The organism is Acinetobacter sp. 226 (genome assembly GCF_048147925.1).
GTDB classification, from domain to species: Bacteria; Pseudomonadota; Gammaproteobacteria; order Pseudomonadales; family Moraxellaceae; genus Acinetobacter; species Acinetobacter pecorum.
On the sequence record NZ_JAYWYX010000038.1, the window covers coordinates 1 to 13,491 of the forward strand.

Genomic DNA, 13,491 nt, shown 5'->3' on the forward strand with positions numbered 1-13,491 from the left:
CAGAATTTAAAGACGAAGCTATAAAATTAATTACTGAACGAGGATATTCTGTCACTGATGTAGCGGAACGTTTAGGTAACAACCACGCATAGTCTTTATACCTGGATCAAGCGTTATGCTCCTCAGGAACCTAAAATCACAGAATCTGGCGATCCACTTGCGGAATTGGCAAAGCTAAAAAAAGAACTTCAAAGAGTCACGGAAGAAAGAGACATATTAAAAAAAGCCGCGGTGTACTTCGCAAGCCAGTCCAAGTGAGGTATGCCTTTATTCAGGACAACCAGCGTATTCATTCGGAAATTATATTGCTGAATAAGCCTTTAATGATAGGTTTGTGCAACAAAGCCGATTCCAGCAATTAAATTGAATCTCAAACCGAGTCTTTTGCCTCTATTTCGATAACGCTCAGCAAGGATTTTGAAGGTTTTCAGACTGCCAAATACATGCTCAACGCCTATTCTTCTTTTATTGATTTCCTGATTATAGATTTTGAGTTCAGGATCCAATTTACAGTGTCTTTTGGCTTTTAAGGGCAACAGGCTATTCGGATACAAAGTATAAATCCCCTGATAGCTTTTATCTGCAAGGATAAAAGCTCCAAAAGGAATCTGGTTTAAATTGCGTTTGAACAACTCGAAATCATGTACTGCACCGCGACTGGTACATAAACTCAGAATTTGCTGAGTTTTATAGTGAATCATGGCCTGTACTTTGAAGGTATGGGTCTTTTTCTTGCCGCTATAGCTTTTTTTCTGTTTTTTTAGGCCTTTGGATTGGAATTTCTGTGGCATCCACGATCACAACATTCCAGTCGATGCCTTCACCTTCGGGTAAACTCTTCGGTAAATTAAACAGATTGGAGTGAATCAGGCAGTCTTCAACATGGTGTACAATTCTTGAGGCTGTGGGCTCTGAAACCCCGTAACTCGTAGCAACGTGAAATAAGGTTCGGTATTCCCGCTAATAGCTCAGACAGAACAGAACCTGATCCTCCAGGCTTAACTTGGGCGGCCTGCCTTTAGCAAGGACATGTATTTTTAATTGGTCAACCATCCAATAGAAGGTTGACCATGAGATGCCCGTGTATCGCTTGAACTGAGGATCAGAAAGCTTGTTTGAATCGATGTATTTCATCCGCAGATTATGCACGAATGCCAAGAAATCTGGAGTGCAAATATTAACCAAAAAGAAGACCATTTTTTGATTTATGAAAGAGATCTATTAAACGGTCAATGTAAATTTATAACAATAGATGGCGATCTTGTTTACTACAACCAGGGCTTTAATTTCAGCCTATTTGGATGAAGTAAAAACTCTTTGATGAATCTAAATTTGCTGACCACTTTTGGATTTAATTAATTAAACCTATTTGTTTAGCTGCATAAATTGCCTTAGTACGGGAGTTCACTTCCAGCTTTTGATAAATTTTTTTAATATGTGCATCTACAGTGTATTTTGAAATATTAAGCTCCAAGCCAATTTCATAGCTGCTCGATCCATTGGAGATGCAAGTCAATATTTCTATTTCTCTTTGTGATAAATTGGTATGAACGTGCTCATGGCTCATCGGAAAATCACTCAATGATTTTTTAAATTTACTTAGAATTTTTTTTGCGATATGTGGGTCGATAATAGCACCACCTTTCAGCATTGTTCGTATGGCAAACATCAATTCAAAATCATCTGTTTCTTTTAAGACATAACCTGTTGCACCTACATTTAAAGCTTTATAAATAACATCTAAAGTATTCCATTCGGAAAGAACCATAATAGGTACAGTATTTGTACTTTTTGCACGAATATGCATAATAAAATCGATGCCATTGCCATCCGGTAAATTTAAATCTACCAGCATAAATTGTATGGAATTTTTACTGCAAATATTTACAGCAAAATCTATGGTTTGAGAATAGAAGATATCTTTTTCTTTATAACCAAAAGTCTGTAAGACTTTAGAAATCCTCAATTGGTGAGTAGGATCATCTTCTAAAACCAGTATTGGCTTGAGCAATGGCGTACTGAAATTAAACATTTTACCATCCATTTGATTTACATAGATTCTCTTCCTTTAGCCATAGAATTGCTATCCCTAAAATTTGGGATTTTTATATAATTTATTTCAATCATATACAATTATTACAAAAAAGTGAACCACTTAACAAAATTCAAAGATATCAGTTCATTTAATGCATCCGTTATATATTTAAAAAGTCCGCCTTTTAAAGCAGACTTTAAACATCTTCAATGACGGAATTAAATACGAACTAATGTGCGCAGCGAAAGTTAAATTCAAACGATTTCATTTATTCCTCAACATTTTTCATCGTACATTTTTTAGAGTTTTCTATAAAATCGACATTTGCGTTCACTAAACCTTTAGGTCTTGCACATTGTATCCATTGCAAATCATTAACACGCGGTACTGCCTTATCGAATTTTTGCTGAGCAAAATAATCATAAAAATTTGAATATTTTGGATCTAGATTATTTTTATTCTTGGTATAAATTCTATTTAGCTCACGAATATCTGCTAACTGTGAATTCTTAAAACCAAACCATTGATTGTTTGGTGTAGGATTTGTATTTTTGACAATATGGTTTTTATCTGCACCAGCAAAGCCCATGCTGTGTGTACCTAAGTTTGAAATGTATTTAACTGCAAATACATTTGGCATATCTGCTAAATGCGGTGCTTTATCAATTTTTTTATACCGTGTTTCATCATGACGGCTGACTGTTAAATAAACTGGTTTATCATTTTCCATCCACAACACTGCATGTTCCCAATCATGAATATGACCGAATACACCCATATCATGCACTGTATATAAACCGAAAATTCGAGCTTTATATTTAGAATTTTTTGATTGGACTTCATTATAAAGTATATAAGAATGATCTAATTGATTTTTTAATTGACATACATTTTTATAATCCTTAAAGAAATTAGTTGTACTGCTAATACCTGCATTTTTTTGAATGAACTGATCGGTTCTATTTTTATAAAATGGCGATGAAGCTAAACAGCCAGAATCACTAAATGCAAATACTACGCGGCCTTGATCAATATCTGCTGGCGCGTTCAATGTATCAGGCAGACTATAACATGACCGGTCATCATTTTTACACGTATTGCCCCCCCAATTGGGTGCTGTATAGGCATAAGTGGATAAAAGACCAAGACCACTTGCAAGTAACATTGATGCTATTTTAACATCCTTCATAATACTGAGCTCTTATTCAATCATTTAATTTGAAATATGCCTGAGATAAAACTGCTTACAATACTTAAAATTAGGTATATAACAAAAAATAATAATAACTATGATTGGATTAAAAGATTAAGGAATACTCTCAAATGAATATTTTTTTAGTACTTAGTGGTATTTTAAGTTTTGTTGTCTGGTCTCATACAGCCTTTGCTGCGAACTGTACTATTACAGCTGATGCAAGCACTGTGAATTTAAACTTAGCAACTTCATCAGTAAGAACAAATGTATATTTTAAGAATTGCATCAACCGAGTTAGGCCTAGCTTTCAATGGACAAATACTATAGGGAATAATGGTGCTTTCTATTTAAACAATCAAGCCAGCACATCCATCCCAGTACCTTTCTACGCTAGAATTGGCGGTGAATGGGATAATACTAATCCAATCGTAGGAGCAAGCCAATCTGCTGCTCCTGCTTCAATTAATTTTGACCGTTTCTTTTCTTCATCTGTCACCACTAAAAATTTGACAATGTATACACAATTTTCTCTGGCAGACTTTGAAGATTTGTCTAAATACCCAGCAGGAACGTATAAGACATCACTGATTTTTAATGCTAACGAATTTTAGCTAATCAATCATATTGATATTCAGAATACCTAATTATAGTTATTTCTGAATGAATTATTAAATTTTAGAATTATTCATATATTCAATATTTGAAAATATATATTTTTTTTAACTTAGAGATTTAACAATGAATTCATTGCTCAAATTATCCAGTCTACTCTTATTAAGCATGGGGGCTTTTGCGGCGCATGCTGCGTCACAAAGCGTAACGGTCAACTACACCCTTACCATACCTACAGTATGTACACTATCAGGTAACGGTACATCCATTAACAAAACTCTGCCGCATGAGGGTACCGCAGTAAATCAAAGCATTGACGTGAAATGCAATGTCCCTTATTCAATCAAAGCGCAATCTGCAAACTCAAAAGGGGTAAACCAGTCTGCAGTGATCAGTACTGCTAACCCAACGCTAAATATTCCTTATAACATCACACTGACTGGCGGCCCGAATGCGGTAAATGTCAATAGTGGCGTCCCTGTAACTGTTGCGCCATCTGCAACAACCAGAACCGATAGCTATACTCTATCTGCAAAAACACCTACAGTTATTGCAATTGAAGATTATATTGCAGGAATCTATACAGATGCTGTCATGGTAGAAATCAGCTACTGATCCTACAGGCGTGTATGCGTAGGATCGTCAACCGCATACATGCCTCATATTTATTCCTTAAAGCCTTGAGTTAAGGCTCTGATCTTTTGGCTTGACGCAACAGCATTGCGGCATAGTTTACACGCTATTAAAAGCCATCTTTACTGCTGATTTGCAAATAAAATACTGCATGGTTTTGGGGAACCTTTATGTCTCATTCATCATTAAAATACTTGTGCTTTTTAGCCAGCATCGCTGGCCTGATGACGGCAACTGCCTATGCCAATGTCACAATTTACCCAGTTAAAATGCAAATCAATGGGGAAAATCGCCAGCGTACAACAACTATCAACCTTCATTCTTCTGCGGACGAAGCACCCAAGAATTACGAAGTCAATGTTTATAAATGGACTCAGGATGAAAATGGTAATGATGTTCTGACACCAGATAATCAGCTCGTAATTAACCCTGCTTCATTTGTACTAGAGCCCAACAGTAAACAAATGATTCGTATGGGCTTTAAACAGTCGATTTCAGAAATGAACTTGCAAAATGAAGAAGCTTGGAGGATTAAAATTTCGCCATTGCCAGATGCAAAAAAATCAAACGGCATTAAATATGCCTATGGTTTTAATATACCGATGTTTGCAGGCAAAGATTTTAAGCCGGATATGTCATTCCATTTGGCAAAAAAAACAAATAATCAATCTTTTATTAATGCCAAAAACTTAGGCACTGGACATTTCCAAATCATAGGCTTTACGCTGCAAGACTCGTCTGGAAACAGCATTTTCAAATCTAATGAAATGAAATATGTTTTGGCACATCAACAGGTGCAGCTGAATATTCCAGCTTTTAAACCACAGCCCGGACTCAAGCTGATTTTAGACACCGCAGATGCAAAATCGTTAAAATTTGACATTGCGGAGCAAGAATAATGAAAATTCAAACGAAAACAGTACGCAATATCGTCAAATCCCCTTCTGTCTTAATTTTAATCTGCTGTAGCCTTCATTCACAGCATAGCCTTGCTCAATCGATCTCTGTGGGAACAGTAACTCCTGAAGCTGCACCAGACTTGCCTGAACAACATTCACTTGCGAATACGCCTAAAGCGGAAAATGCTATTTTAGGACTTTGGATCAATGGTGTAGATCTTCAGCAAGAGACATTCATTCTCAATATGAACAAGCAGCGTTATATTGAATGCAGCATTCTTCAGCAAGGCTTTGTCAATACCGCTCAATTGAGTATGTTAAAACAAGATAATATTCAATATTGTTTAATTGAAAATGCTGGCTTCAGCAGTGAAATTGATACACAGAAGCAACTATTTAAACTGAATATTCCTGCGCAATATATGCTCAAGCAAAAGCTCTCCTCACAGCAGCGGTATTTACCTGACTTGCCTAATTTGGGAGGTTTTATTAACTATAATGTGTATTTTCAGGATGGTGATTACAGTAAGCAAGCCAATGCTTCAACTGACCTGAATTTATTTTGGAAAAATGCGCTGTTTAACAGCAGCCACATGTTCCGTAAAAACTATAATGATCAGCAAACCTATTTTCAAAAAAGCAGTCGTTTAAACACGTCCTTAAGTTTTGAGTTTCCTGAGCAAATGACCACCTTAAAATTGGGTGATAATGTCAGCAACTATACTGGACTAAATCAATCTTTCTATTTTGGTGGTCTAAGCTTCGGCACTAACTTTAGTAGACGCCCCAATTTTACCTACTGGAATACACCATCTGTTCAAGGTAGTGCCTTAACACAATCGACTGTAGATTTATTGATTAACGGTTCACAGGCCTATAATGCCAAAGTAAACCCTGGCCAATACAATATTGACAGCAATATTGGTTTTTCAGGTTTAGGCGATGCTCAAATTATTGTCAAAGATATTTTGGGCAATACTACAGTGCAAAATATCTCGGTTTTTGTCGATCAACGGCTGCTGCGTCCGGGGCTGACAGATTATAATATTTCCGCTGGTAAACTGCGCTATAACTATGCTTATGACGACAATGATTATCGCGACTGGTTTGGCAGCGGCTATATCCGCAGAGGCATAACAGAGTCAACAACTTTAGGTGCAACAGCAGACTACAGTAAAAAACTGGAAAGCGCCGGACTGATGTGGAGCCAATATCTCTATAAGCTGGGATTACTGGAAGTCAACTCTGCCTACAGCCATGCAGATGAAGCAGGTTTAGAGGGCTATACGGTCAATACTGAGTTTAAGCGCAATACACAAAATTACAGTGTTGGCCTGCGCGCGCAGTATTATAGTTCAGGCTTTCGTATGCTAGGTTTAGAAGAGTACAGTGATAACAGCTATCTTCCTCAGTGGGAAAACCAAATCTATGTATCTAAAAATCAGATTCCCTATCTGAACAATCTTTCGCTCAGCTACATTGAACGAAAATACCGTGATGAGTCAAATTCAAAAGATCAACAGCTGTTCAATTTAAGAACCAGCCGTACATTGACACAAAACCTATTTGGCAGCTTGGGCATCTCCTATGATGCTAAAAGCAATGACCGTGCCAGTGTTGATTTCATGCTTAGCTACAACTTCGATGACCGCAAGCATTCCATCACGCTAAATCAGCATGATGATGATGAAACCAGCGTACAGTTCAATAAATACAGTTACGAAAATACAGGTTTTGACTACAGCATCGGCACAAGCCGCTGGCATGATGTTTATTCAGGCAATGCATCTGCAACTATGAAAACGAATGTCGGCGATCTTAATATGCAATACTTGCAAACAGATGACCAAAAATATTACAGTGCCAATTATATGGGTTCATTGGTGTGGCTAGGCAAGCGCTTAGATTTGAGCAAATATATCTCGGATAGCTTTGCACTGGTTCGTGTTGAAAATAGCCCAAATGTCGATATTTACAGTAATGGTTCATTTATTGGAAAGACTAATAAAAATGGTGAAATTTTCAGCTATAACCTATATGGCTATACTGAAAATAGTATGGTTTTTGATGACAGTCAGATCAGCATTGAAAACAGTTTCACTCACTCTTCTCGCTCGATTATGCCAATCAACCAGCGTGGATATATCATTGATTTCCCAATGGGAAAAATTGCAAGCCACAACATTACCTTTAAATTTATTGATCAAAATCAGCAGCCGCTTGAAAGCGGAAGCATGGTAAACATTGAAGGAATTGCACAGGGTAAATATCCAATTAACAGTCAAAACTTAGTGACTGTTTACGGTCTAAACCCACAAAGCTATTCTATTAAAGTACAAACGTCTAATCAGACTTGCTCAAGTCAGTTTACCTTAGAGCCTGATATAGCTAAGGATGAAATAGTCGTTTTAACTTGCCAATAAAGTACAAAAAAAGGAGCTGTCAATCAGCTCCTTTTTACTGACTTATAAAATGATTTGGATTGTTCAACAATCCAAGATCTATTGTTTAATCCTGCTGTAACGCGTCATTCATACGCAGATACAATCATACTAGGTTCTATAATTTGCATAATAGAGGCATAGGGATTCATAGGTATATTTGGATTCCCGTTCTCCGACTTAAAAATAATCCTTCCATTTGCAAAATTATTTCATTTAAAATCAAGCTTAACCTGTTTGCTACATCAGGTAAGCCTTGCTTATAAAAATGGCTTTGATCTGCTGTGATTAGGTGTACAGGCATATTGGGTGATTTACGCATTGTGCGCCACCGCCAAGCGGATATAGTTCTGAAAATATGCGCTTCAATGTCTTTCGGAATACTGCGCATCACCCCACCCTAGCTTGAATACCATGCGCAAATTAATCATCAAAACACTGTGTATCAAAATCTTTGAATAAGAAGTTATTATTCAAAGTTGGCATGCCTCATCAAAACCGCTCCAGTGAGTATCCAATATTTTCTTTGAAATATCATGAAATTTATCTATATATTTTTGTTCAAAAAAAATATACTTTACAAAATTAGTCTTTGATTTTTATATTTTATTCATTCTGACTAAATATCAAATTTATCCAACTTTTAAAATAAATGAATGGGGAAGCAAGTGTAATGGCTCTGGGATTTGCTCAAACTTCATTTAAGCTAAATCATGACGCTTTTATCATGGCAGTCTTCACTTGTTTCATTTTATGTATAGGATTGTTCAATACGGCATTTGCTGCTTCAACTATTCAACATCCCAAAGATGTATGTCAAACAATAATACAGAGCATAATGGCAGCTCAGGGCAACGTAAATCAGGAAATGCAGCGCCCTGTTCAAGGCTGGGTTAACCTTGAAAAATTACCGGATCGCTGGGAAAAACGTTGGCCCGAGTTTCATGGTATAGCTTGGTATAAGATTCACTTTAGCTACACCTGTGACACTAATATGTCCAATCCACCGCTTAGTTTTGCTATAGAGGGAATCACACAAAGCGGGAAAATCTTTTTAAATGACGATTTGCTATGGCAAGACTTATACCTAAAAGAGCCAGCATCCCGCAGCCAGTATATGCCCCGTATATGGAATTTGCCCACATCTAGCTTAAAGCAAGGTCAAAATACCTTATGGATACAAGTATATGGAAGTATTACGCAAAAATCCGGTTTAGGCCATGTTGCTTTAGGCAATTATCCAAGCACATACAGTCTGTACAAAAAATGGCTTTTAGAAAAAAGAACACTTCCTGAATTCAATACGATGGTCAACATTGTAGTGGGAGTGTTTTATCTTTTGGCATGGCTGGCCAACCGCAAAGAAAAAGCATTCTTATGGTTTGCAGTGACCGGCTTAGGATGGGTTATTTACAGTTTTTGCTTTTTATATACCGACCCGATTTATTTTCTTTCCTTTATCAACATTGACCGTTTACAGAATATTATCTTCTGTATTTATACAGTCACGGGCTGTTTAGGTGCTTGGTACTTTGCAAATAAGTCATTTCCACGTATCCAAAAATTACTCTTTATCTTCTTAGCTGTGGCTACTGTTTGTATTACTTTGGCACCAACCAATCAAGTCAGTACAGTAATACAATTTTTCTTTTCAGTTGCTGTTGTCATCTTTTTATTAAAATGTATTACCTATCCTTTTATTGCTTATAAATCAAATTCTCCAGAAACTTATTTACTAGCCGTATTGTATTTAATCTACTTACCCATAGCTTTTAATGATGCGCATTTTATGTTCACTATGGAGGGGCGCCCGCTTTCACCTTATACTGGGCCTTTTACCACCATGGCGCTTGGCGCTATTTTAGCTATGCGTTTAGCCCGAAATGCACGACAAATTGAACGCTTTAATAAAACACTTGCGGAAAATGTAACTCAAGCCAAGCAGGAGTTGACGGCGTCATTAGGGCAGCAGCATAAGCTTTCGATCGAAAATGCTCGGCTGCAAGAACGCATTCATTTATCTCATGATTTGCATGATGGCTTAGGTGGCTCTATTGTCCGCTCAATCATCACAATGGAACAAAATGATAAAATCACTAAACCACAAGTGCTATCTATATTAAAAATGCTGCGCAGTGATTTACGACAAATTGTTGACTCAGGTTCCAGCTTCTCCTGCAAAGTCCCTTCTAATCCTATGGAATGGGGAGCGCCTATTCGCTATAGATTTATCCAACTCTTCGAGGAAATAGATATCCGTTCACACTGGAACTTTGAAAAAACATGGAAAAATATCCCTATATCTCTGCAATGCCTTACATTAACAAGAGTTCTAGAAGAGGCTCTCACCAATATTGTCAAACACAGCCAAGCATCAGAAGTTAACATATCTTTGACGGAGACAGAGAATAATAAACTGATGATGTGTATTTTAGACAATGGTATTGGCTTTAATCCCAAAACAGTAGAAGCTGGACTGCATGTTGGACTGCAAAGCATGCAGGCGCGCATTCATCGTTTGGGTGGCGAGTTTAAAATTGATTCACAGCCCGGTAAAACCTCAATTCAAGTACTTTTACCTTTGACCATTAATAAAATAAATAGAGATGTTTTCTGAATTGATTAATGCTTGCTGATATGAGAAGAAGTTGGTTTTCAAATAGATTTTAGCAGCAAGGTTCTTCATTTCGAGATTCTTTTACTAAAAAAGAAGCGCTCAAAATAGCTATGATTAACAAAGCCCATAGGGTCTATCTTTTCAAGCTATGAAGTCGCAATTTTTACTAGGTTCATGAACCGAAATTTTTCTAATCTATACTTTATATTGGCTTAAGTAATTAAATTTATTATTAGATTAATAGAAATTAAATTATGAACTAGACTTTAGATAAACATAAGTTAAATTGAGTACATGATACTTTAAGTTCATTAATATTGATATAGACTAATGATTACCCCTTTGGACTGTCAAGTCCTTATAATGCTGAAACTGTTTATAGACTTTAATAACTTCCCATAAATAGTTGTCCATAAAAGTTAATTTTGAAATTTTCAGCAAAAATAAAGGTAAAAGTGAAATCACCAAAAATTAAAGCTAATTTTGAAATAAAAACTCTGTTTCCTCAAGTTTTGAATATTCATATCTAAACAATATGTAATGCAATATCTTTTACTAATCTTAATAGTCTTGAGATAAGTTCTCTAAACTTATCCTCTTTAATTTTTCCCCATCACCTTTGGGAGTTTAAATAAATATGAATTTATTGGCCCTTATTTATAAATTATTGTTTTTATGAATAATTTTTTACTTTTAAAAGCTAACTTTTTTGCAAAAAAGTGATCCATTTTAAAGAAAAAGATGAGCCCTATTATAATAAAAAATATTATAAATAAATTAAAATACTTATCTATATTTATTTTTTGTGATTCTAAGTAATAGAGGGTTAAGGAAAATATATAAAATATATTTAATAGTAGCATAGATATTATCTTTCTTATTTTTATTACTAGGTTTCTATAGGGTAGTAATTTCCTATATTTTATTGCATAATTTTTTCTATATAAATCTTGTGATTTCATAAGTTTAATCTAATGATTTTTTTATATTATTAATATTTAGTATTATGATTTAAAATAATTATTTTTCTTAACTATCTAATAATTTAGTATAAGTAGAAGATGAAAATTAAAGATTAACTTTCATCTTCCAAAATTTCACGGAATATTTTTTAAATATTCCCAAGGAAAAATACCTTTATCATGCCCATCACTGAAACAGATTTGAATACCATAACCTTGATGATTTAATTCTGTCACAAATACATGTTGATCATGAGTCAGGGCTATATTTTTAATACGCTTTGAACGACAGAATGCACATGGGCAGATTTCACGTAATCGTTGGTAAGAAAAACGTGCTTGATAATCAGGCCAAATAAAGTCTATAGCCTGTGATTGCACATCAACTTTAAGTTCAGGCTTAACTGCTTGCATGGCATTCTCGAATTTGATTTAAGCTAATACGGATGGCTTTACGAACTTCGGGATCTGGATCTAATTCATGAGCTTTTAGTAAAATTTCTGCTTCTTGGCCACCAATTTCTCCTAAAGCCAGTGCAACTTCTTTACGTAAATTACTAATTTCATAAAAAAAGTTATCCGCTAATCCATCAATAGCTTTAACAGATTTTAATAAACCCAAACTACGCACGGCTGGTATTCGTACTTGCCAATACGAATCAGACATTAACTGGATGAGTTGATCTTCAAGCGCAATTAATTTTAATTTACCAACGGTCAATGCTGCTTCAATACGCAATTGCCAGTCATCAGCAGATAAACCATGCTGTAATGCGTCAATAATATTTTGTGTAGGCTGCTTACTATATGCTAAGCCCCCGGTAGCAATTCTACGTGTTTCTAAATCACTTTCCTGTTTGGCAATATGCGCCAAACTATCTAAAGCGGATTCTAACTGTAACCAGCTCAAAGTGCTGACTGCTTCACGTCGTACGAGTACATTTTCATGATGTATATTTGACAGAATTTTTTCAAATAAACTGACCACACGTAAGGGTTTCAGAGCGCGTAAAATAGCGACTTTTACTTCAACGGCATCCTCATTAAGAAATGGTGCGAGTACAGTTGCCGCCTGAGGATTTTTGACTTCACTTAAACTTTGTGTGGCTGCCTCAATCACTTTCTTTGACTCATCAGAAAGTGCATGTGCTAGCGCGAGAAGACTGGTTTCATCTTCCCACCCCTCTAAACGCTTAGCCGCTTCTTCTCGTACAATTTCAGCAGGGTCATGTGACAAAGCATGATAGAGCCAAGGCAATAACTCTTCCCGCTCTTCATCTGCAATATTCATCAATGTAATAAAACGAATTTTTTCATCATCTTGATTCAGCTGATCAAGTAAATCTAAATCATCTTCATCAAGTATTTCTAGTTGTGGGTAATTGGGATTCATGAATGATTTAACCTTCTGTAACAGCTTTTTTCGGGAGACCTAGGGGATTCAAGCGTTTTAAATTGCTTAAGTCATCATGTTTAAGCGCCTGCATACAGTATTTTTTCAGCTCCACAAATTCAGGCGTGGTCACGATTTCAATATCTCGTGGACGTGGGAAACTTAATGGGATTTCTTCAATAATTCGTCCAGGTCGATGACTCATAATCAAAACACGGTCTGATAAATAGAGTGCTTCATCAATATCGTGGGTAATAAAGAGCACTGTAGTTTTGATGTTCTGCCAAATTTCCAAAAGGAGTTGCTGCATATGGACACGCGTTTGCGCATCTAATGCTCCAAATGGCTCATCCATAAGGAGAACTTTAGGCTCATTAATCAAGACACGTGCAATTTCGACACGTTGTTGCATCCCACCAGAAAGTTCAGCAGGAAATTTTTGCTCAAACCCTGTAAGGCCGACCAAATCAATCATTTGCTTAGCTTTTTCTAGACGTTCCTTAGTAGGTATGCCTTTCATTTTTAAGCCAAATGCAATGTTTTCGATAATACTTTTCCACGGAAATAATGTGTGGTGTTGAAAAACAAGCCCTCGATCCGGATGCGGTTGATGCACGACTTCATGATCAACGGCTTTGTTGCACAAAGATTTAAAAGACAACACTCTGCTCATTTGAACAGAATTCAAGTGACAACTTGGGTAT

11 protein-coding genes and 2 pseudogenes are annotated in these 13,491 nt (G+C 36.1%); 6 read left to right on the forward strand and 7 right to left on the reverse strand.

From position 1 onward, the window contains the following. A pseudogene (locus tag VXP95_RS14225) lies at positions 1–296 on the forward strand (transposase); the annotation flags it as partial. 24 nt (positions 297–320) lie between these two features. Here VXP95_RS14225 and VXP95_RS14230 read toward each other — a convergent pair. The 4 genes and pseudogenes from VXP95_RS14230 to VXP95_RS14245 form a co-directional block, all read right to left on the reverse strand. Next, a complete protein-coding gene (locus tag VXP95_RS14230) occupies positions 321–791 on the reverse strand; it encodes a transposase family protein (RefSeq protein ID WP_416712268.1) in 471 nt (156 codons plus the stop codon). Continuing rightward, positions 739–948 (reverse strand): annotated as a pseudogene (locus VXP95_RS14235) (transposase family protein); the annotation flags it as partial. The pseudogene VXP95_RS14235 and the gene VXP95_RS14230, both read right to left, overlap by 53 nt. A gap of 403 nt (positions 949–1,351) precedes the next feature. Further along, positions 1,352–2,032 (reverse strand): response regulator, encoded by a 681-nt coding sequence (locus tag VXP95_RS14240; RefSeq protein ID WP_416712269.1) that lies wholly within the window; start codon positions 2,030–2,032, stop codon positions 1,352–1,354. Between the two features lie 271 nt (positions 2,033–2,303). Beyond that, positions 2,304–3,224, reverse strand: a complete 921-nt coding sequence (locus tag VXP95_RS14245; protein WP_416712270.1) for an NPP1 family protein — start codon at positions 3,222–3,224, stop codon at positions 2,304–2,306. 134 nt (positions 3,225–3,358) lie between these two features. Between VXP95_RS14245 and VXP95_RS14250 the strand changes: the two genes are divergently transcribed. The 5 genes from VXP95_RS14250 to VXP95_RS14270 all read left to right on the forward strand — a co-directional run bounded on the left by VXP95_RS14250 (position 3,359) and on the right by VXP95_RS14270 (position 10,432). Further along, positions 3,359–3,841 carry a hypothetical protein gene (locus VXP95_RS14250; protein ID WP_416712271.1) on the forward strand — a complete coding sequence of 161 codons (483 nt, stop codon included), beginning with the start codon at positions 3,359–3,361 and terminating at the stop codon, positions 3,839–3,841. 127 nt (positions 3,842–3,968) lie between these two features. Further along, complete coding sequence (locus VXP95_RS14255) at positions 3,969–4,457, forward strand: hypothetical protein (RefSeq protein WP_416712272.1); 489 nt, start codon at positions 3,969–3,971, stop codon at positions 4,455–4,457. A 242-nt stretch (positions 4,458–4,699) separates the two neighbouring features. After that, on the forward strand, positions 4,700–5,374 hold the full coding sequence (locus VXP95_RS14260; protein ID WP_416680105.1) for a molecular chaperone: 675 nt from the start codon (positions 4,700–4,702) through the stop codon (positions 5,372–5,374). After that, positions 5,374–7,797 carry a fimbria/pilus outer membrane usher protein gene (locus VXP95_RS14265; RefSeq protein ID WP_416712273.1) on the forward strand — a complete coding sequence of 808 codons (2,424 nt, stop codon included), beginning with the start codon at positions 5,374–5,376 and terminating at the stop codon, positions 7,795–7,797. Before VXP95_RS14260 ends, VXP95_RS14265 begins: the two co-directional genes overlap by 1 nt. A gap of 691 nt (positions 7,798–8,488) precedes the next feature. Next, positions 8,489–10,432, forward strand: coding sequence for an ATP-binding protein (locus VXP95_RS14270; RefSeq protein WP_416680107.1), 1,944 nt, complete (start codon positions 8,489–8,491; stop codon positions 10,430–10,432). 1,097 nt (positions 10,433–11,529) lie between these two features. Here VXP95_RS14270 and VXP95_RS14275 read toward each other — a convergent pair. The 3 genes from VXP95_RS14275 to VXP95_RS14285 form a co-directional block, all read right to left on the reverse strand. Beyond that, complete coding sequence (locus VXP95_RS14275; RefSeq protein WP_096902715.1) at positions 11,530–11,808, reverse strand: DUF971 domain-containing protein; 279 nt, start codon at positions 11,806–11,808, stop codon at positions 11,530–11,532. Beyond that, positions 11,795–12,787, reverse strand: coding sequence for a HEAT repeat domain-containing protein (locus VXP95_RS14280; protein ID WP_096902714.1), 993 nt, complete (start codon positions 12,785–12,787; stop codon positions 11,795–11,797). Before VXP95_RS14280 ends, VXP95_RS14275 begins: the two co-directional genes overlap by 14 nt. A gap of 7 nt (positions 12,788–12,794) precedes the next feature. Beyond that, a partial coding sequence (locus tag VXP95_RS14285) for an ABC transporter ATP-binding protein (protein WP_416712274.1) occupies positions 12,795–13,491 on the reverse strand: 697 nt, incomplete at its 5' end.